The sequence below is a fragment of the Thermoanaerobacterium butyriciformans genome (genome assembly GCF_017874545.1).
Classification (GTDB): Bacteria; Bacillota; Thermoanaerobacteria; order Thermoanaerobacterales; family Thermoanaerobacteraceae; genus Thermoanaerobacterium; species Thermoanaerobacterium butyriciformans.
In genome coordinates, this window is record NZ_JAGGLT010000004.1 from 25,751 (window position 1) to 45,771 (window position 20,021).

At 35.8% G+C, this 20,021-nt stretch carries 17 protein-coding genes; 15 read left to right on the forward strand and 2 right to left on the reverse strand.

What is annotated here, in order from left to right:
* Nucleotides 1–42: 42 nt before the first annotated feature.
* On the forward strand, nt 43–1,893 hold the full coding sequence (uvrC, locus tag J2Z80_RS02540; RefSeq protein ID WP_209452989.1) for an excinuclease ABC subunit UvrC: 1,851 nt from the start codon (nt 43–45) through the stop codon (nt 1,891–1,893).
* A 27-nt stretch (nt 1,894–1,920) separates the two neighbouring features.
* On the opposite strand, the gene J2Z80_RS02545 is transcribed toward uvrC, so the two are convergent.
* On the reverse strand, nt 1,921–2,901 hold the full coding sequence (locus J2Z80_RS02545) for a biotin--[acetyl-CoA-carboxylase] ligase (protein WP_209452990.1): 981 nt from the start codon (nt 2,899–2,901) through the stop codon (nt 1,921–1,923).
* A gap of 161 nt (nt 2,902–3,062) precedes the next feature.
* On the opposite strand from J2Z80_RS02545, the gene hprK reads away from it, so the two are divergent.
* The 10 genes from hprK (at nt 3,063) to J2Z80_RS02595 (ending at nt 14,161) form a co-directional block, all read left to right on the forward strand.
* Nucleotides 3,063–3,977, forward strand: coding sequence for an HPr(Ser) kinase/phosphatase (gene hprK, locus J2Z80_RS02550; protein WP_209452991.1), 915 nt, complete (start codon nt 3,063–3,065; stop codon nt 3,975–3,977).
* Between the two features lie 60 nt (nt 3,978–4,037).
* Nucleotides 4,038–4,754, forward strand: a complete 717-nt coding sequence (locus J2Z80_RS02555; RefSeq protein WP_192402904.1) for a phosphatase — start codon at nt 4,038–4,040, stop codon at nt 4,752–4,754.
* 28 nt (nt 4,755–4,782) lie between these two features.
* Complete coding sequence (locus J2Z80_RS02560) at nt 4,783–5,718, forward strand: ROK family protein (RefSeq protein WP_209452992.1); 936 nt, start codon at nt 4,783–4,785, stop codon at nt 5,716–5,718.
* A gap of 16 nt (nt 5,719–5,734) precedes the next feature.
* Nucleotides 5,735–7,207, forward strand: a complete 1,473-nt coding sequence (locus tag J2Z80_RS02565; RefSeq protein ID WP_209452993.1) for a long-chain-fatty-acid--CoA ligase — start codon at nt 5,735–5,737, stop codon at nt 7,205–7,207.
* Between the two features lie 288 nt (nt 7,208–7,495).
* The gene (locus J2Z80_RS02570; protein WP_209452994.1) at nt 7,496–8,488 is read left to right on the forward strand and encodes a LacI family DNA-binding transcriptional regulator; all 993 of its coding nucleotides are present in this window, start codon (nt 7,496–7,498) and stop codon (nt 8,486–8,488) included.
* 14 nt (nt 8,489–8,502) lie between these two features.
* Nucleotides 8,503–9,588, forward strand: a complete 1,086-nt coding sequence (locus tag J2Z80_RS02575) for a Gfo/Idh/MocA family protein (RefSeq protein ID WP_209452995.1) — start codon at nt 8,503–8,505, stop codon at nt 9,586–9,588.
* 10 nt (nt 9,589–9,598) lie between these two features.
* Nucleotides 9,599–10,333 carry a sugar phosphate isomerase/epimerase family protein gene (locus J2Z80_RS02580; RefSeq protein ID WP_209452996.1) on the forward strand — a complete coding sequence of 245 codons (735 nt, stop codon included), beginning with the start codon at nt 9,599–9,601 and terminating at the stop codon, nt 10,331–10,333.
* A gap of 14 nt (nt 10,334–10,347) precedes the next feature.
* Complete coding sequence (locus J2Z80_RS02585; RefSeq protein ID WP_209452997.1) at nt 10,348–11,268, forward strand: sugar phosphate isomerase/epimerase family protein; 921 nt, start codon at nt 10,348–10,350, stop codon at nt 11,266–11,268.
* A 71-nt stretch (nt 11,269–11,339) separates the two neighbouring features.
* Nucleotides 11,340–13,808, forward strand: a complete 2,469-nt coding sequence (locus tag J2Z80_RS02590) for a beta-mannosidase (RefSeq protein ID WP_209452998.1) — start codon at nt 11,340–11,342, stop codon at nt 13,806–13,808.
* A gap of 98 nt (nt 13,809–13,906) precedes the next feature.
* The gene (locus J2Z80_RS02595) at nt 13,907–14,161 is read left to right on the forward strand and encodes a DUF2281 domain-containing protein (protein WP_209452999.1); all 255 of its coding nucleotides are present in this window, start codon (nt 13,907–13,909) and stop codon (nt 14,159–14,161) included.
* 37 nt (nt 14,162–14,198) lie between these two features.
* On the opposite strand, the gene J2Z80_RS02600 is transcribed toward J2Z80_RS02595, so the two are convergent.
* Complete coding sequence (locus tag J2Z80_RS02600) at nt 14,199–16,898, reverse strand: sigma-54-dependent transcriptional regulator (RefSeq protein WP_245301107.1); 2,700 nt, start codon at nt 16,896–16,898, stop codon at nt 14,199–14,201.
* 300 nt (nt 16,899–17,198) lie between these two features.
* Between J2Z80_RS02600 and J2Z80_RS02605 the strand changes: the two genes are divergently transcribed.
* From J2Z80_RS02605 to celB, 4 genes are all read left to right on the forward strand, one after another.
* The gene (locus J2Z80_RS02605) at nt 17,199–17,531 is read left to right on the forward strand and encodes a PTS lactose/cellobiose transporter subunit IIA (protein ID WP_209453001.1); all 333 of its coding nucleotides are present in this window, start codon (nt 17,199–17,201) and stop codon (nt 17,529–17,531) included.
* A gap of 37 nt (nt 17,532–17,568) precedes the next feature.
* Nucleotides 17,569–18,099: a glycine/betaine/sarcosine/D-proline family reductase selenoprotein B gene (locus J2Z80_RS02610; RefSeq protein WP_209453002.1), complete on the forward strand. Its 531-nt coding sequence runs from the start codon at nt 17,569–17,571 to the stop codon at nt 18,097–18,099.
* A 165-nt stretch (nt 18,100–18,264) separates the two neighbouring features.
* Nucleotides 18,265–18,573, forward strand: coding sequence for a PTS sugar transporter subunit IIB (locus J2Z80_RS02615; RefSeq protein WP_209453003.1), 309 nt, complete (start codon nt 18,265–18,267; stop codon nt 18,571–18,573).
* Nucleotides 18,574–18,622: 49 nt separating this feature from the next.
* Nucleotides 18,623–19,948, forward strand: coding sequence for a PTS cellobiose transporter subunit IIC (gene celB / locus J2Z80_RS02620; protein WP_209453004.1), 1,326 nt, complete (start codon nt 18,623–18,625; stop codon nt 19,946–19,948).
* The last annotated feature ends 73 nt before the right edge of the window (nt 19,949–20,021 follow it).

A 20,021-nucleotide genomic window follows, 5' to 3' on the forward strand; every position in this document is an offset into this window, starting at 1 on the left:
TTCTTTTTCAGCATACATTAATGAGTATCACAAGGTGATGATATGGTTAATATAGAGGAAAAATTGAAGCTGCTGCCGGAAAAACCCGGCGTTTATATAATGAAAGATTCAAGTGGCAAGATTATCTATGTAGGGAAAGCTATGATTTTGAAAAATCGTGTAAGGCAGTATTTTCAAAATCAGGCAAACCAACTACCAAAAGTTAGAACAATGGTGAAGCATATTGCTGATTTTGAATACATTGTAACAGATACAGAGCTGGAAGCACTCATATTAGAATGCAATTTGATAAAAAAACATAAGCCTAAATACAACATATTATTAAAAGATGATAAAAATTATCCGTATATAAAAATAACCGTAAAAGAAAATTATCCGAGAATACTCTTTACAAGAAGAGTTGAAATGGATGGTGCCAAATATTTTGGACCTTACAGCAGTGCATTTGCAGTTCGTGAAACTATAAAACTTTTGAGGCATATGTTTCCACTTAGATCCTGTAATAGGAATATAGAAAGAGATATGGGCAAATGCAGAGAATGCTTATATTATCACATAGGATTGTGTTCCGCTCCATGTACAGGACGAGTATCAAAAGACGATTATATGAAATTGGTAGATGATGCCGTAATGTTTTTAGAAGGCAAACACGATGTGCTGCTTAGAAAACTGAAAGAAGAAATGGAAAAGGCCGCCCAAAACATGGAATTTGAAAAAGCGGCAAAGCTTCGGGATCAGATATACGGCATTGAGAAGACGTCTGAAAAACAGAAAATAATTTCTGCATCAGGTGAAGATCAAGATGTCATATCAATGGCCAGAAGTGCAGATGACGCTTGTATTCAGGTGTTTTTCATAAGAGATGGAAAAGTAAGCGGTAGAGAACACTACTTTATGAAAAATACTGACGATATGAATAGAAGTGATATAATGGCATCATTTATCAAACAATTTTACGATGGTGCACCTTATATACCAAAGGAAATAATAACAGATGTTAACATGGATGAAAAAAATGTCTTAGCAGAGTGGCTGTCAAATAAAAGAGGAAACAAAGTTGTGATTTCTGTTCCTTTAAAAGGAAAGAAAAAAGAACTTGTCGATATGGTTTATGAAAATGCCCTCGAAGCTTTAAAAAATGACGTAAACTTAAAGATGAAAAGGCAAAAGAATGATGCTGTATCTGAGCTATCCAAATTGCTTGGTCTGGAATATGCAGAAAGAATTGAAGCCTTTGATATTTCAAACATAAGAGGGACTGACAATGTTGCATCTATGGTTGTGTTTGTCGATGGGAAACCCCACAAATCATCGTATAGAAAATTCAATATAAAGACTGTTGAAGGGCAGGACGATTATGGAAGCATGAGAGAAGTTATCTCAAGAAGGATAAAACATGGACTAGAAGAGCGAAGATTAATTGATGATGGAGAACTTCAGGAAGACAAAGCCAAGTTTCACACAATGCCTGACTTAATACTAGTTGATGGGGGACTTGGCCATGTAAATACGGCAAAAGAGGTGTTACATGAATTAAATATTGATATACCTGTATATGGAATGGTGAAGGACTCAAAACACAGAACAAGAGGATTAGTATCACCTGATGGGGAAATAGACATGCCTATGACTGGGAGAGCTTTTAGACTTGTGGCAGAAATACAAGAGGAAGCACATAGATTTGCTATAACATTTCATAAAGAGACAAAAAGCAAAAAACTAAGAAGCGATCTTTTAAAAATACCAGGCATTGGAGAAAAACGCATGAAAGCTTTATTTGAATCATTTAAAACTATTGAAGGCATCAAAAATGCCACAGTTGAAGAACTTAAAAAAGTAGATGGGATGAATGAAAAAGTGGCTAAAGCTGTCTATGATTATTTTAGGAAATAGAGGTATCATTGGGTAGATGATACCTTTTCAAACGTAACCAAGCAAACCTCTGACGGAGACGTCGCCGGATGCGATAGTTTTTTTCTCACCATTTTTAAATACAACAATTAGATTGCCGTCATCGTCGATATCAACAGCACGCCCTATGCATTCATTGTTGTTTATTATTACTTTTACGTCTTTGTTTAGCGTTAATGAATATTCTTTGCATAAATTTCGTATAGATGAAAATCCATCTATTAAAAATACCCTATAGTATTTTTCAAAATTATTAAGTATCGATGCTGTCAGAGGCTTTCTATCTAGAATTTTGCCTGTTTCAATAGAGAGGGATGTTGCCTTGCCACACAAATCTTCTGGAAAATTTTGTACATTTACATTTATACCGATTCCAATTACTATGAAATTTACTCGATCTATTTCTCCGTTCATTTCTGTAAGTATTCCGCAAACCTTTTTACTGTTTATTACTATATCATTTGGCCATTTTATGCCAGATCTTATATCAGCTATTTCTTTAATGGTTTCTATGACAGCTACTGCTGCAACTTGCGTCAGCTTGACTGCTTCATTAGGACTTAAGTTCGGCTTAAGAATTATAGACATCCATATTCCTTGCCCTTTATTTGAAACCCAGTACCTGCCCATGCGGCCTCTTCCCGATGTTTGTTCTTCTGCAACAATCGCTGTACCGTCTGCGGCGCTTGGTGCAATTTCTTTTGCATAATCATTTGTGGATGATATGCTTTCAAAGTGTAAATAATTCCTGCCTATGAATTTTGTTTTCAAATATGGAGAAATTTCCATATAATCTATGATATCGGGTTCTTCCATCAAAAGATATCCAGATTTGTGTTTCGACTCTATGATGTAACCATCCGATTTCAATTCATTTATGTATTTCCATACTGCCGTTCGCGACACGTTTAGCATTTCGCATAATTCCTGACCTGATATGTGCTTATCTTTATTTGCTTTTAAAATTGATAATATATCATTTTTTAACAAAGCCCACTCACCTTCAACTATAGATTCAAGTTTATTATACAGTAAAAATAATTTTCGACAAATAGTTTATTTACAATTAATGCGGTAATTTATTTACATCTTAGATATAAAATAATATAATTAATGTAAAGCCAGCAAGTGCCGATTAGGAGGTAATAGATTTGTTAAGTGTATCAGTTGCGGATTTGATAAAAGATCTGGATTTGGAAGTAGTAGTAGAAGCAAATGAGAAGATTGACATAACGACAAGCGATGTAAACAGGCCTGGTCTTCAATTTTCAGGATTTTATGAACATTTTGCAAATGAACGCGTGCAAGTTATTGGAATGGTTGAAACAGCATTTATAGATAGGATGCCTTTAGATTTACTTGCAGAACGTGCTGATAAGTTTTTTGAATATCCGGTACCGTGCGTAATTGTTACAAGAGGATTAAGCATAAAGAGAGAGATTGTGGAGGCGGCTCAGAAATATGGCAGATATCTTTTAAGGACAAAGGAATCTTCTACGAAATTTATAAGCAGGCTTATCAACTATTTAGAAGAAAAATTGGCACCTAAAATTACTATTCACGGTGATCTTGTTGATGTTTACGGTGTTGGGGTTCTTTTGCTGGGAGAGAGCGGTATTGGCAAGAGTGAGACCGCATTAGAGCTTATAAAGAGAGGTCACAGGCTTGTGGCCGATGATGCTACAGAGATTAAAAAAATAAGCGATTATGTTTTGCAGGGCAGTTCACCTGATATAATAAGGCATTATATAGAGATAAGAGGAATAGGGATTCTTGATATTAGGACACTTTACGGTGTGGGTTCTGTAAGGGATACTATGAATATTGATTTGGTTATACAATTGGAAGAATGGGATGAGGACAAGTATTATGATAGGCTTGGTCTTGATGACGATTACATAAAGTTTTTGGACATCAAGATTCCAAAATTGACGATACCTGTAAGACCAGGAAGGAATCTTGCCATAATTGTGGAGGTTGCAGCGATGAACCATAGACAAAAACAAATGGGTTATAATGCTGCACATGAGCTTAACAAAAAATTGTTGAAACAAATTTCAACTTAAAATATAATTGTTGTAGCAATCGTATTGAATTTCTTACATATGAAGGGGATGTAAATTCTGATGAATCTTTTACTTGACACACATACACATACAGTAGCAAGCGGTCATGCGTACGGCACGATAATGGAAAATGCAAAAGAGGCTTCAAAGAAAGGTTTAAAGCTTATTTGCATGACGGATCATGGTCCTAAGATGCCGGGAGGACCTCATATTTTTCACTTTGGAAATTTAAAAGTCATGCCTAAAGAGATAGACGGTGTAGAAATATTGAAAGGTGTTGAAGCTAATATAGTGGACAGAGATGGGAACCTTGACATTCCGGAAGAAATTTTAAGAAGATTGGATGTGGTTATTGCCAGCCTTCATGATGTATGTTTTCCTTATCGGGATATAGATTCAAATACTGAAGCGATTATAAATGCAATGAAAAATCCATACGTAGATATAATTGGACACCCAGGAAATCCCATTTTCGAGATTGATGTTGACAGGGTTCTTGATGCAGCAAAAGAATATGATACATGCATTGAGATTAATAACAGCTCTTTTGTTTCATCTAGAGTTGGAAGCTACGACAACTGTTTATTAATCGCCAAGAAGGCTGCAGAAAAAAATGTCAAGATTTGTGTTGGAAGCGATGCACACATATCATTTGATGTAGGCAGGTTTGACAAAGCATTGGAAGTAATAGAAAAAGCTAATTTAGATGAAAGCCTTATATTAAATACAGATGTAGATAAATTTAAAGAATACTTAAAGAACAAAGGAAAGTTGTAAAAAGTTATTCGACAGGGGGAAAGATAACATGAGAATTGGCGTCGATATTGGTGGAACAAACATAGCCGTAGGATTAGTCAACGAAAAAGGCAAAATAATGGCAATGGGTTCGAGACCTGCAGAGCCTAAAAGAGGTTATGCTGCAATCGCAAAAGACATTGCTGAAATTTCATTGGAATTGATAAAAAGATGTGGTCTTGATATTTCAGATATAGAATCTATGGGTATTGGTGTACCTGGTGTAGCAGATAACGAAAAAGGGATTGTTTTAAGAGCCGTAAATCTTTATTGGACAAAAGTGCCGTTGGTAAAGGAAATACATAAATACATCGATATACCTATAAATATGGACAATGATGCAAATGTTGCTGCACTGGCAGAAGGAATATTTGGAGCAGGAAAAGGAACAAATTCATCTGTCACTATAACTTTAGGAACTGGTGTTGGCTCAGGATTCATATTAAATGGAAAAGTGTTTAATGGCGCACACCATTTTGCGCCAGAGCTTGGGCACATCGTTTTAGGGGACAATGGCGTTATGTGCAATTGTGGCAAAATTGGCTGTTTTGAGACGTATGCGTCTGCAACGGCTCTCATCAGAGAAGGCAAGAAGGTTGCAATTAAGGACAGCAATTCACTTATATTGAAACTGGCAGGCGGTGAAATAGAGTCTATTACAGCTAAAAATGTCATTGATGCTGCAAAACAATTTGATGAAGCAGCTATGATGATTTTCAATGATTATGTGAAGTATCTTGCAATGGGAATTGTGAACATTATAAATATACTTGATCCAGAAGTTATAATAATCGGTGGCGGTGTCGCTAATGCTGGAGATTTTCTTTTAAAGCCGCTTAAAGAAGAAGTAAGTAAAAATATATTATTCAAGGATCTGCCGTATGCTGACATTAGAAAAGCTGAGCTTGGAAATGACGCAGGAATAATAGGTGCGGCAATTCTCTAAGAAAAGGGGTTTTAATGTGAAGATATATGAATTTTACGAAAGAAATACAAAATTAAAAGATCATGTTGCAATAAAATTTAAAGATGAAATAATTACATATGGTGAGTTGCCAAAATACGTCGATAGCTATGCAGCTTACTTGCAATCACTGGGTGTTAAGAAGGGTGACAAAGTAATACTTAGCATGCCTAACTGTCCTGAATTTATCTTTGCATATTTAGGATCGGCAAAGGCTGGTGCTATAACAATTCCATTAAATCTTATGTATACAATGGAAGAAATACAGTATGTTGTGATGGAATCTGGTGCAAACACTATTGTAGTTCATCCTGTTGTACTTAAAAATGTAGATACTTCAGCATTTAGTAAGCTAAATTTAAAAAATGTAGTTGTTTTAAACGACGATACAAAGAAAAAAATAATGAAACACACTAATTACGTTCCTGTAGAAATAAATGATGATGATGTATGTACATATCTTTATACATCTGGTACAACTGGTAAACCTAAAGGTGCAATGCTTACACATAAAAATTTTGAAGCAGATGTTGTTGCGATGGATGAAATATCGGATCTTGGTCCAAGTGACAACTTTTTATGTGTGTTGCCGCTTTTTCACAGCTTTTCTTGGGCTGTAAATGTGCTGCTTGCATTTTATCTTGGAAGTACTGTAACTATAAAGGACAGCTTTATGCCCAAAGACACATTGGAAACACTTTTAAATGAAGATATAACAGTATTTTGCGGTGTGCCATCTATCTTTGCATTTTTAATAAGAATGGTAGAAAAAGGTCAATTTAAAGCATTGAGGCTTGCTATTTCAGGTGGTGCGCCGTTAGCACCGGAGATACAAAGGGGATTTGAAGAGAAATTTAATTTTCCGCTTGTTGAAGGTTATGGATTGTCAGAGGCTGCGCCTGTTGCGATGTTAAACCCCCTTGGCGTAAACGAAATAAGAAAACCCGGTTCCATAGGTGTACCACTTCCATGCAATGAAGCTAAGATAGTAGATGAAGACGACAATGAGGTGTCAGTTGGCGAGGTAGGTGAGCTTATTTTAAAAGGCTCCAACATAATGGTAGGATATCATAATATGCCTGAGGAGACAGCAAAAACTTTGAGAAATGGATGGCTTCATACGGGTGACCTTGCGAAGAAAGACGAAGATGGATATTATTACATAGTTGATAGACTGAAAGACATGATTATCTTGGGCGGGTTCAATGTATATCCCAGAGAAGTAGAAGAAGCACTTATGGAGCACCCTGCAGTAAAAGAGGCTGCAGTAATTGGAGTAGGCGATAAATATAAGGGTGAGGAAGTAAAGGCATTTATCGTGCTAGAGGATGGAAAGACTGCAGACAGAAAAGAGCTGCAAAGCTTTTTGCACGACAAATTGGCAAAATATAAGATACCTAAAATATTCGAGTTTGTAAATGAGCTTCCAAAGAGCCCAACAGGTAAAGTCATGAAAAAACTTCTCAAATAAATTAATAGAAAACTTGAAAGTCATGCTTAAAGCGGCATGGCTTTTCATTTTGAGACAATCTCGGTTTTAGTATAAAATAGAAGTATTTTGAAGAAATTTGATGATAGATGCCGTATATCATTCTAAATCAAATATTTAGATAAATTATTGGGATTGACTTATGGCAAAATCTGTTTTACTATTGTTATGTAATCCGTTACGTAAATTGTTTTTGCAGTAGTGAAAAATAAGTTATTATTCCTAAAAATTCACCTTAATAACTAAGTAATCAATTACGAAGGAGTTGTTATGATAACGATAAAAGATGTTGCAAAAGAAGCTGGTGTTTCAGTTGCTACAATATCAAGAGTCCTTAATAACAAACCTGGCGTTTCAGATGAAACTAGAGAAAAAGTTTTGTCTGTGATAAAAAGACTAAACTACAACCCCAATCTTTTAGGCAGAAATCTGCGTAGAATGGAAACAAAGATGGTACTTGTGCTGCTTCCTGCAATATCAAATCCATTCTATGCCAGAATAGTTAAAGGAATAGAAGATGTGGCACAAAAAAATGGATATGGTGTAATGCTTTGCAACACTGATTCTGATATTGAGAGAGAAAGGATGTATTTAGAGCTTTTAAAAAATAAGCTTTCTGATGGAGTTATTTTTATGGCTCCTGAGATTGATGAGGAAGAGCTTAATGACATAGGAGAGAAATATGCAGTTGTACAGTGCTGCGAATACAAGGAAGGTGCTAATGTTTCACATGTGTCTATAGATAACTACAAAGCATCATATAAAGCGGTAAAGCATTTAATTGGTTTGGGACACAAACACATTGGTTTAATTAGCTGTAAGAATAATTTTCTGTCGACGAAGCACAGAGAAGCAGGATATAAAAAAGCTTTGGAGGATTCTGGAATTGAATTTAACCCTTGTTACATCAGGCATGGTGATTACTCATTTAAAAGCGGTTTTAGAGCTGCTCATGGCCTATTAAATGATTTTAAAGAAATAACAGCAATATTTGCCATATCGGATATCATGGCAATAGGTGCTATAAAAGCATGTTATGAAAATGGGCTGAAAGTTCCTGATGATATTGCTATAGTTGGATTTGATAACATAAGTTTTGCTCCAATGTACAATCCATCTCTTACAACGGTGTCGCAGCCTAAATACGATATAGGTTGTACGGCAATGGAGCTGCTTATAAAGCAAATAAAAAATAAAGGGGGTAATAAAGAAAACATAGTTTTGGAGCATGAGCTTATAATAAGGCAGTCTACTGTAAAGTAAAAGGAGGAATTTTTGTGAAAGAAAAGATCAGAGTTGGAATAATCGGCTGTGGAGGTATCGCTAATGGCAAACATATGCCATCGCTATCGAAATTAGACAATGTAGAGATGGTTGCGTTTTGTGATGATGATGAAGAAAGAGCATTAAAAGCTGCGAAAGACTACGGTGTAGATGGTGCAAAAACTTATAGGGATTATAGAAAACTGCTGGAAGATAAGACAATTGATGTGGTTCATGTCTGCACTCCAAATAAGTCACATGCGGATATAACAATTGATGCATTGGAAGCTGGGAAACACGTAATGTGTGAAAAACCAATGGCAAAGACTGCTAGTGATGCAAAGAGAATGCTAGATGCAGCAAAAAAGACAGGAAAGAAATTGACTATAGGATATCAAAACCGTTTTAGGCCTGACTCACAATACTTATATAAATTGTGTCGAGATGGTGTACTTGGAGAAATATACTTTGCAAAAGCACATGCTATAAGACGCCGTGCTGTACCAACATGGGGAGTATTTTTAAATGAAGAAGAGCAGGGCGGAGGTCCTTTGATAGATATAGGAACACATGCCCTTGATCTTACATTGTGGATGATGAACAACTACAAACCAAAATACGTTGTTGGCAATACTTATCATAAGCTTGCAGAGAAGAGAAATGCAGCAAATGCCTGGGGGCCGTGGGACCCGGACAAATTTACCGTTGAAGATTCGGCTTTTGGATTTATAACTATGGAAAATGGTGCAACAATTATACTTGAGTCAAGCTGGGCTTTAAATTCCCTTGATGTTGATGAAGCAAAGACGACCTTGTGTGGGACAGAAGGTGGAGCAGACATGAAGGATGGGCTTAGAATCAATGGGGAAAAGAATGGGAGATTGTATACGACTAAAATCGATTTAAGCACTGGTGGTGTTGACTTTTATGAAGGAAAAGCAGAAAATGCAGCAGACTTAGAAGCAAGATTGTGGATAGAAAGTGTCATTAATGATACAGAGCCTGTTGTAAAACCAGAAGAAGCTTATGTAGTGTCACAGATACTAGAGGCGATTTATACATCTTCAAAGACTGGAAAGCCAGTATATTTTAATGAATAGGGTGATTTATATGGATATACCTTTGTCATTACAGCTTTATACCTTAAGAAATGAGATGAAAGAAGATTTTGTAGGGACTTTAGAAAAGGTTGCTGAGATAGGGTATAAAGGTGTTGAATTTGCAGGATATGGTGATTTAAAAGCGGCTGAACTAAAAAAGCACCTTGACCGCCTTGGATTAACTCCTACTGGAAGTCACATAGGATTAGAAATTTTAAAAAATAGACTTGACGAAGAAATAGAGTACAATTTGGAAATAGGAAATAAATACATTGTTTGTCCGTGGAATAAATACGAAACAAAAGATGATTTTATTGAAGCCTCAAAACTTTTCAATGAGATAGGCGAGAAATGTGCCGATAAAGGATTGATTTTTTGCTACCACAACCATAATCATGAATTTGTAAAATTTGATGGCGATTATGGATTAGATCTAATTTATGAAAATGCTGACTCAGAATTTTTAAAAGCGGAGATAGACACGTATTGGGTTAAGTATGCAGGTGAAGACCCTGTTAAGTACATTAAAAAGTACAGTGGAAGAGTGCCATTGGTTCATTTAAAGGACATGGAAAGTGATACAAGGGACTTTGCAGAAATTGGCGAAGGAACTATGAATATTAAAGATATAATAAGTGCATCAATAGAGGCTGGTGTTGAGTGGTTTATAGTCGAACAGGATATATGCAAAAGACAGCCTATTGAAAGTGCTAAAATAAGCTTTAACAATATCAAAAAAATGTGAGGAGAGATAAAATTATGCATCTTGGATTTTTAACAGTATGCCTTGGAAATATGCAGCTTAAGGACAAAGCGAAGTGGGCATCGGAAAATGGGTTTAAATCTTTAGAAATTGCTTGTTGGCCACAGGTAAACAGCAGAGATTATTCTAGCTGTGATATAGATGTTGAAACATTAACAGAAGAAAAAGCTGAAGAGATAAAAAAATACATGAAGGATTATGGGCTATCTATATCATCTTTGGCTTATTACGATAACAACTTAGATCCAGATCCTGAAAAAAGAGCTTATATAAATAATCACACTAAGAAATGCATTGATGCTGCAGTTATGTTAGGTACATCTATGGTTGGAACTTTTATAGGGAGAGATCCCAATAAAAATTTGAAGGAGAATTTTGATGAATTTGAAAAAGTCTTTAGCGATATTGTTGGTTATGCAGAAAGCAGAGGCATAAAGATTATAATTGAAAATTGTCCTATGGAAGGTTGGCAGAAAGAAGGGCTTCCCGGTACAATATCATTCACACCTGAGCTTTGGGAGGAGATGTTCAGGAGAATACCGTCTATGAATTTTGGGCTCAATTTAGACCCATCACATCTTTTGTTTCAGCTAATTGATTATGTGAAAGTTGTGCCAGCGTTTAAGGACAGGATATTTCACGTTCATGCAAAAGACGCTGAAATCTTCAAAGACAAACTTGAATGGTATGGCGTTTTTAACAGGCAATTTCCTAAAAAAGGTGAAACAGGCTATTGGAGGTTTAGAATGCCTGGGCTTGGCCAAGTAGACTGGAGCAAGTTCATAAAAGCTTTAAAAGACGTGGGTTACGATGGTGTTATAAGTATTGAGCATGAAGATCCATTGTACGAAGGAAGCGAAGAAAAGGTAAAAGAAGGGTTAAAATTAGGTTATAATCATTTAAAACAATTTATATAAGGCATAATTATTATCTTAAGCGATTGATAAATTTTTCAATTTGTAAGCTTTTGAGAGGAAGGAGGAAGCACATGGAGAAGCGCATTTCGTTGAATGGCACATGGAAGTTTAGAGAAGCATCTGATAATGAGTGGAATGATGGAAAAGTACCTGGATGTGTTCAGTTAGATTTGTTGGCACAAAAAAAGATAAGTGATCCATTTTATCGCATGGACGAGGTAGAATGCCATAAACTAGAGGAAAAGGAATGGGTCTACAGAAAAGAATTCGATTTTGATTTATCTGAGGAATTTGATGAAATAAAATTGGTATTTGATGGAATTGATACAATCGCTGATATTTATCTTAATGGCGAATTATTAGGTACAGCAGAAAATATGTTTATTTCCTATGAATTTGATGTAACCGATTTAATAAGTGAGAATGACAATGTATTAGAAGTCTATTTTCATTCATCTACAAAAGTAATGAGGACACTTGAGAATAACAGCCCTATAAGATTAGAATCATCATTTGAAACAGCAAGGCCATACATTAGAAAAGCTCAATATGCATACGGATGGGATTGGGGACCGAGATTGGCACAGGTTGGACTTTGGAAGGATGTGTATATATCAGTTGTAAAAGATGCTGTGATAAAAAATCCATTTTTCTATACGGAAAAATTGCAAAAAGATACGGCATTTGTAAGAATCAATGCTTCTGTATCATCTTTTACGGATCTAGATTTAATAGCGGAAGTTACCGTTTCGTATGATGGCGAGGTCTGTGGGAGAAAAAGTGTTCATGTTGAATACGGTGGCATAGATGCTTATCTTAAAATTGATAATCCAAAGCTGTGGTATCCCAATGGTATTGGTTCTCAGCCGCTTTACAACATAAATATAAAGCTTTTAATAGGTGAAGATGTTATAGACGAATTGAATTTTAAGTCCGGTATAAGAGTTGTAAGATTGATACGAGAAAAAGACAGCATTGGTGAAAGCTTTATTTTTGAAATCAACGGGATAAAGGTTTTTGCAAAGGGTGCTGATTGGATTCCAGCAGATAATTTTCTTTCAAGGATTACAAAAGATGATTATTATAAATTTATTAGACTTGCTAAAGATGCAAATATGAATATGCTGAGAGTTTGGGGTGGCGGCATTTACGAGGATGAGGCTTTTTATGATGCATGCGATGAAATGGGAATAATGGTGTGGCAGGATTTTATGTACGCTTGTGCTCAATATCCGGATCAATTTGATTGGTTTCAGCAGATGGCTGCAGAAGAAGCAGAGGATGTGCTTTTAAGGCTTAGGAACCATCCTTCCATCGTATTGTGGTGCGGCAACAATGAAAACAACACTGGATTCTACTCTTGGTGGGGAAATGGCGATCCTAAGTACCTTGGGAATTACATCTACAAAGAGATATTGCCACAGATCTGTGCAAAGTATGATCCATCAAGACCCTATTGGGTATCAAGTCCGTATGGAGGAGTAGATCCCAACAGTGAATCAGAAGGTGACAGGCATCAGTGGAATGTATGGAGTGGATGGGCTGATGTCAAAGCCTATTTAGCTGATAAAAGCAGATTTGTAAGCGAGTTTGGCTTCCAGTCAATGCCCGATTGGAAGACGGTATTGTCGTATACCAAAGAAGATGACAGATATATTTTAAGCCCTGTAATGATATCTCACAATAAACAGATTGATGGTATGGAACGCCTGATAAGGTACATGGTAAGTGAATTAGGTTTTCCAAAAGACTTTAAAAGCTTTGTGTATTTGACACAGTTTAATCAGGCGGAGGCAATAAAAAAAGGTGTAGAACACTGGAGAGCTGGCAAATTCATGACGGCAGGAACGCTTTATTGGCAATTTAACGATTGCTGGCCTGTAGCTAGCTGGTCCTGCATAGATTACTATAAAAGAAAAAAAGCTCTTTACTATTATTCTTCCCGGTTTTATGCTGATGTTTTACCGTATATTATGGAAGAAGGCGATGGCATAACCATTTATGGTATAAGCGATTTGCTACATGACGAGGAAGCACATATAAAGATTTTGTGCTATAACCTCGATGGCGAGAAAATTTCAGAGAGAGAAATAAATGCAAAATTAATTTCTAACGATGTAGTTAAGATAGCACACTACAGTGTTGACGAATTGGGGATTGGATACAGTCCAAGAATTATGCCCGTAGATGCATTACATTGTACTCTTCCTGTAGAGCGAAATGGGAATCTATTAAATAGTATCATATACGTTAAGATGACGGTTGGCAACAGCACTTATGAAAATTACATCGTCTTTGACAAATTTAGAAATCTTAATCTAAGAAAGCCTTCCATAAAATGTAGTATAGAAGGAAATAAGATAATTTTATCGTCAGATGTTCCTGCATTCGGAGTATTTGTAGAGACGGAAAATGATGTAGACATTAAGGACAACTGCCTTAACATGATACCGGGGGAAAAATATATTCTGGAATGCTCTGGTGAGCCTGGAAATGTGGAAGTTCTAGATCTTACAAGTCTTATTTCAAAAATATATTAACTAGATGAAAAGGTATGTGTTTTACAATATTTTCTTGATATGCACATACCTTTTTTTGTTCCAGAAAAGTGCTATAATTAAAGAAAAGAATACTAAAAATGGTGGTGGTAGAAATGTCAAAAGCAATTAATGAAAGGCTGGATGACATAATATACGAAAAGGTAAAGGTGATGCCTAAAGATGAACAAAAGGAAGTTTTAGATTTTGTTGATTACCTAATACAAAAAAGGTTAAAGATTGTTAAAGATATGTTTGAAACAACAAAGGAAACTAAACAAGTTTTGGAAAGATATGGATATACAGAAGATAATATCTCTGAGCTTGTAAAGGAAATAAGGGGTATTGATGATTAGGGCCTAAGCCCCTATGCTTAAAACATAGGGGAAAACTTTATATTACGTTAAATAATGTATCTCTTTCCTGGAAAAATCTCATTACATAGCATATTTCATCATCAGGAATTTTAATTGAATACTTCCTATTTAAGTAGTTTAGTGATTGCTTGACTGCATTGTACAAAGATTTATTGTTTTTAATATATTCTTCTTTACCAAGAAATTCTATGCTTTTTTCTCCTTTTTTGATTCTGCTTACCATAAAAGCAAAGTGAAGTATAATGCCAAGCAGCATGTCGTCATCAAAGCAAACTGAAAGAGTATTGCACAGGTTCATGATGGTATTTTGTATATCGTTGTACAGCTCTTCGCCGTCTATATTGTCGATATTTTCTTGTAAGACATTGCCCATCTTGATAAGCGTCGTTTTAATATCTACTATTTCCTGCAATTCTTTCATGACTTTTAAGCTTAAGACGTCATTCATGCTGTACTGTTTAATATTAGTATCCAATGGAAAAGACGATACGATAAAAGCTATTTCCATGTTTTCCTGGATTTCATTTATTTTCTTCATTGTCATGTGTTTATCAAGGCTGTCAATTGGTATTATCTCAAATAAATCTTTGTCGTACTTTAAGTTGTTTTTTAAGAAACTTTTGATTGCAACAGAGGCACCTTCCCCAGTGAGACATGCTGTTATAATTGCGATTTTCTTTTTGTCGCTTATCAGTGGAGCAAAATCCATGTTGTTCTCCATGTACGAATTTATCGACTGTACGCTCATGTAAATATTGTTAAGAGGCATGCCTAACAGCGCTTTTCTGGTAGCTTCGATGACGTGGAGAGTGGAAATAAGCGGTATAACTTTTACTGGCACATCAAACTCTTTTTCAATCGTTTCGCCAAATGTTGTAAGGGAGCCCATGTCTACTAAGAGAAGGTATCCTGCCTGATTCATATCATTCCTCACGTAGTCTTTCAAACTTTCTAATACTTCAAGAGGACTTTTGTCAAGATGGGCGTCTAAGCCTATTGCATAATTTTCACCCAACAATTTATTGGCCACATCTGCCATGGATGTAGCAGTAGAATTGCCATGGGCAATTATTATCACCTTGACTTTCTCGCTTTGCTTATTGATGTATTCCTTATCGGACATGAGAAATATTGCGATAAATCCAGCTTCATCTTCTGGAATCGAAACATTCAAATATCTCTCTATGATTTTTTTGGCTTCAATAGCAACTTCAAATTCCCTTGGGTATAATTGCTTTATTTTTGATAGTTGAGGATTTACAATAGGCTTATTTTTATTGACCCTTTCAATAAGCGTGTTTAAGTGCAAAGCAAGTGCAGTATAGCTGTTTTGACTGAGATCTTTTCCCAGTAGTTCGGATGCCAGTTCTGCAATCCTATCTGTAATGCTTATTATGTCTTCTCCTAAGATGTGAATCAAGTTTTGCTTGTTTTTCTCCTCAGTTATACCATATATCTGCTTGTGGAAGTACTTTGCTATGTCTTTTTCCAAAATTGATTCAATGTCTATATCAGATATACCTTTTGCTTTAAGCTGCCTTAGCCTATCATTTATTATCTCGTAAATGCTGTTATCATTAGAGGCAGTTGGAATCTCCTCTATTTCATTTGTAGGAGAAAACTTAAAGAACTCTATATCATCACCTATGACTTCATTCCACAGCATTCTATGCTGTTTATCTGTGTATAATCCCTTCTTTATATAATCAGGCAAGTCTCTACTGCGAATTCTTATGTCATTTTTCTTGTTTGTCAAAAATTCCGAATAGACCTTTGCACATATAAGCTTGACATCGCTTTCTAATTGGCCGATATTGTTTGGACAGTCATAGGAACAAAACGCCCTCATTGAATTAAGCGACACAAATATATCTCTGTTTAGCTTTATGCTTTCGTGTTTAAAGAACCTCTTTAGAAGGTAAAACCTTTCTTCTAAAGTCCTTTCTCTAAGTGGCGGTATTTTAATTATCATCGGTATTCTTCTTGTAAATGTATTTAAAAGGGACGAAGAAGGATCCTCAGTCGTAGCCGATATGATCAATACGTCAGATGTCCTGTTTTCCACATCTCCGACTCTTCTAAAATACCCAGTATCGAGGAAAGTGAATAAGATTTCCTGCCCTTCAGGCGGCAAGCGATGGACTTCATCAAGGAATAAGATTCCTCCATTTGCCTTCTCGATTAACCCTTCTTTATCTGTATCAGCGCCTGTGTAAGCGCCTTTTTTAACCCCAAATAACTGCGCCGTCAAAAGCTGAGGATTGTTGCTGTAATCTGCGCAGTTAAACGCTATAAATGGGGCGTCAGGCTTTTTTACACCCATATCTATGGCATACTTGTGCATTATTCGCGCAAAAGTAGATTTTCCTACTCCTGTTTCACCTAATATTAAACAGTGGATTCCCTTGGGAGGGTATAAAATAGCAGCTTTTGCCTGTTCACCAGCTTGTTTTAAGCTTATATTATTTTTAATAAGCATATCCAGTTCATACAATTTACTGTCGCTTGAATTAGTGCTGGCGCTTTCAAATGCAGGAGAAAACAATACCGGTCTGCCCTCTGACTTTACGACTTTTCCTTCTTTGCACAAAAGATTTAGCTCATGACTAACGTTTGCTCGCGACATATTTAGCTCATTTGCCAATGTCATGGCGTCTACGCCGTTTCCTCTATTTAGCTCTATCAACTTTTTTAAAATCAAGTCTTTTCTTTTCAATTTAAAGCTCCCCTTTACCACAAATAACTTTCTCTACCTATATCTTATTATATATTTCGCAATAAGTTTTTCAATAGTGATTTACTGGATTAAACACTATTAAAACATTAAAACACTAAGAAAAAAATAGTAAAACATTACCGAGATTAAATGAAACACTAAAAAACACTAATTATTTTAATATGTTTTTTATATGAAAAATGCGGTGTTTTTATATGTTTTAGTGTTTTGGCATAGTTTTTGCATATATTATTAGGTGAACCCCAAAACAGATAAAATCAATTCAAGGAGGAAAATAATATGGATATGCAGCAAATAGTTATGGAAATCATTATACAATCTGGTGAGGCAAGGGCATATGCACATGAAGCGCTTAGAAAGGCGTATGACGGCGAATTTGAAGAAGCTGACAAGTTAATCGCTCAAGCTAATGACGCCATTGAAAAAGCGCATAATGTTCAGACCAGCATGTTGCAAAAAGAAGCATCAGGGGAAAAACTTGAGTTTTCAATACTTTTTGTACATTCCCAGGATCACCTTATGACTGCTATTTCGGAAAAGAACTTGATATTAGAGATAATTGAATTGAGAAAGATGCTGGAGCCTGTACTGCATTCTTGCACAACTAAATAACGAAATAAAAAATAAACAAAATAAATAGGAGGAAAAAATGATTAAAGCGGTACAATTTTTAAATCAAGTTCAAGCAGGGTACGGAACAGATGAAAAAATGAATATGGAGCCTCAATCCCAGTTTGGTGCTATAGGATTGGGAATGCTTTTAAAAAACACCATGATGAGAAACGGCGGTGACATAATTGGCACCGTAATATGTGGTGATAACTATTTTCTTGAAAATAAGGATGAAGCTATTGAAAAATTATTAAGCATGATAAAGGCGTTTAATCCAGATGTTGTCATATGTGGTCCTGCATTAAACTACAAAAGATATGGTGATTGTTGTGGATATTTGACAGAAGCCGTTATAGAGAAATTAAATATTCCTGCATTTGCAGCCATGTCGAAAGACAACACAGGTACAGAATTATTTAGAAAAAAGATATACATTATAGAGACTCCTAATAAAGGTGGTTATGGACTTAATGAATCTTTGAAGAAAATATCAAAATTTGCTGTTAAATTAGCACAAAGACAGCCTATCGGGACATCAGAAGATGAAGGGTATTTTCCACAAGATTAGGTGATAAAATTTTAATTGATTTCATAGGATTCCTCCATTTGTTACATGCTTTGATAATGTAAATATATGTATGTTATGGATTTGGAGGAAAGTCCTTTGAAAATAAAATTGCGAAATATTAATATGTTTCGCATTATAAAATTTTTGAAAGGAGGGAAAAAGTCAATGTTAAAAATTATGTTGTTTTGTTCTTCAGGTTCATCAACAAGTATGCTTATTAACAGAATTGAAGAAGCAGCAAAAGCAAGAGGCATAGAGGTAGCTGTTGATGCATACCCTGAAGCACAAATGGAAAAATACGTGGAAGAGGCAGATGTTGTCCTCTTAGGACCTCAAGTAAAATTTATTCTTCCAAAAGCAAAGAAAATCTGCAGTGAAAAAGGTGTGCCTGTAGATGTGATAAATCCAGTTGTCTACGGCATGATGGATGGAGAAAAAGTGTTAGACCAAGCTTTAAGCATGGCTAAAAAATAGGTTTCATTTTGGATAATAATTTTAAATACGATAAGGAGTGTTAATTAAGATGAGTAAGTTTACAGATTCGCTTGAAGAGAAATTGATGCCTATAGCAGGTAAAATTGCTGAAAATAGATATTTAGCATCAATTCGTGATGGATTCATGCTTGCTGTTCCACTTATAACAATAGGTGCTGTTTTCTTACTACTTGCAAACTTGCCTATTCCAGGTTATTCTGATTTTATGGCGAAGGCTTTTGGACCAAACTGGAATACATTCTTTATGAGGCCCTTTGAGGCTACAATGTCAGTAATGAGTATATTTGTAGTATTTGGCATTGCATATAGCCTCGCAGGCCACTACAAAATTGATGGGTTAAGCACGGCTGCAGCTGCACTTGCTGCGTTTTTGATATTTACTCCTTATATAGTTAATTATACACCTGAAGGAGCTAAAAAAGCAATTGAAGTAAGTGGTGGCATACCAGTTGACTGGATGGGCTCTAAAGGCTTATTTGTAGGTATGTTGACAGCTATTTTAACTGTAGAAATTGTAAGATTTGTTGTGAAAAAAGGCTGGGTAATAAAAATGCCTAAGGGTGTTCCACCTGCGGTTGAAAAGGCTTTCTCTGCGTTGATACCTGCTGCTATTGTGGCGGTTATTGTTGACATAATAAGGTTGATATTCACTTGGACACCCTATGGAACAATTCATCAATTTATATACACTGTGCTGCAAACACCGCTAACAAGACTTGGTGATACGCTTCCAGCTACGTTATTAGCTAGCTTCCTTGAGCAATTCTTTTGGTCATTTGGTATACACGGTGCTAATCTTGTTGGATCTGTCATGGGTCCTATATGGCTTGCGCTTGCAGCCGAGAACTTACAGGCATTCCAAGCTGGACATGCATTACCTCATATTATAACACAGCAATTCCACGACATGTACATGTTGCTAGGTGGATCAGGAAGCACATTGGGACTTGTCCTTGGCATGCTTTTCTTCTCTAAATCAAAACAGGTTAAAAGTGTTGGCAAACTTGCAATAGCACCTGGCATATTCAACATCAATGAACCTGTAATATTTGGAATGCCAATTGTTTTGAACCCCATAATGATTATACCGTTTATATTGACACCTCTAGTTTTAACGATCTTGACATACATCGTCATGATACTAGGATTGGTTGCACGTCCGTCAGGTGTAATCATACCATGGACAACACCGCCTGTAATAGGAGGGCTTTTAGTATCAGGTATAAGCGGTGCTATATGGCAACTTATTGAATTAGTGATTTCATTCTTCATATACTTGCCATTCTTAAGAATTGTTGACAGACAGTACCTTGAACAAGAGCAAGCAATGGCTGTTGAAAGCCAAAAAGTCTAAAAAGTAATAGCAATTAGACGGTTACAATACGTAATCGTCTAATTGTATTAAAATCTTTTTAAATAAAATCAAG

Coding starts and splice junctions, on each gene's coding strand:
- J2Z80_RS02605 (WP_209453001.1), top strand. CDS start 17,199: ATGGATATGCAGCAAATAGTTATGGAAATCATTATACAATCTGGTGAG.
- J2Z80_RS02560 (WP_209452992.1), top strand. CDS start 4,783: ATGAGAATTGGCGTCGATATTGGTGGAACAAACATAGCCGTAGGATTA.
- J2Z80_RS02585 (WP_209452997.1), top strand. CDS start 10,348: ATGCATCTTGGATTTTTAACAGTATGCCTTGGAAATATGCAGCTTAAG.
- J2Z80_RS02590 (WP_209452998.1), top strand. CDS start 11,340: ATGGAGAAGCGCATTTCGTTGAATGGCACATGGAAGTTTAGAGAAGCA.
- uvrC (WP_209452989.1), top strand. CDS start 43: ATGGTTAATATAGAGGAAAAATTGAAGCTGCTGCCGGAAAAACCCGGC.
- J2Z80_RS02615 (WP_209453003.1), top strand. CDS start 18,265: ATGTTAAAAATTATGTTGTTTTGTTCTTCAGGTTCATCAACAAGTATG.
- J2Z80_RS02595 (WP_209452999.1), top strand. CDS start 13,907: ATGGTGGTGGTAGAAATGTCAAAAGCAATTAATGAAAGGCTGGATGAC.
- J2Z80_RS02580 (WP_209452996.1), top strand. CDS start 9,599: ATGGATATACCTTTGTCATTACAGCTTTATACCTTAAGAAATGAGATG.
- J2Z80_RS02570 (WP_209452994.1), top strand. CDS start 7,496: ATGATAACGATAAAAGATGTTGCAAAAGAAGCTGGTGTTTCAGTTGCT.
- J2Z80_RS02555 (WP_192402904.1), top strand. CDS start 4,038: ATGAATCTTTTACTTGACACACATACACATACAGTAGCAAGCGGTCAT.
- celB (WP_209453004.1), top strand. CDS start 18,623: ATGAGTAAGTTTACAGATTCGCTTGAAGAGAAATTGATGCCTATAGCA.
- J2Z80_RS02610 (WP_209453002.1), top strand. CDS start 17,569: ATGATTAAAGCGGTACAATTTTTAAATCAAGTTCAAGCAGGGTACGGA.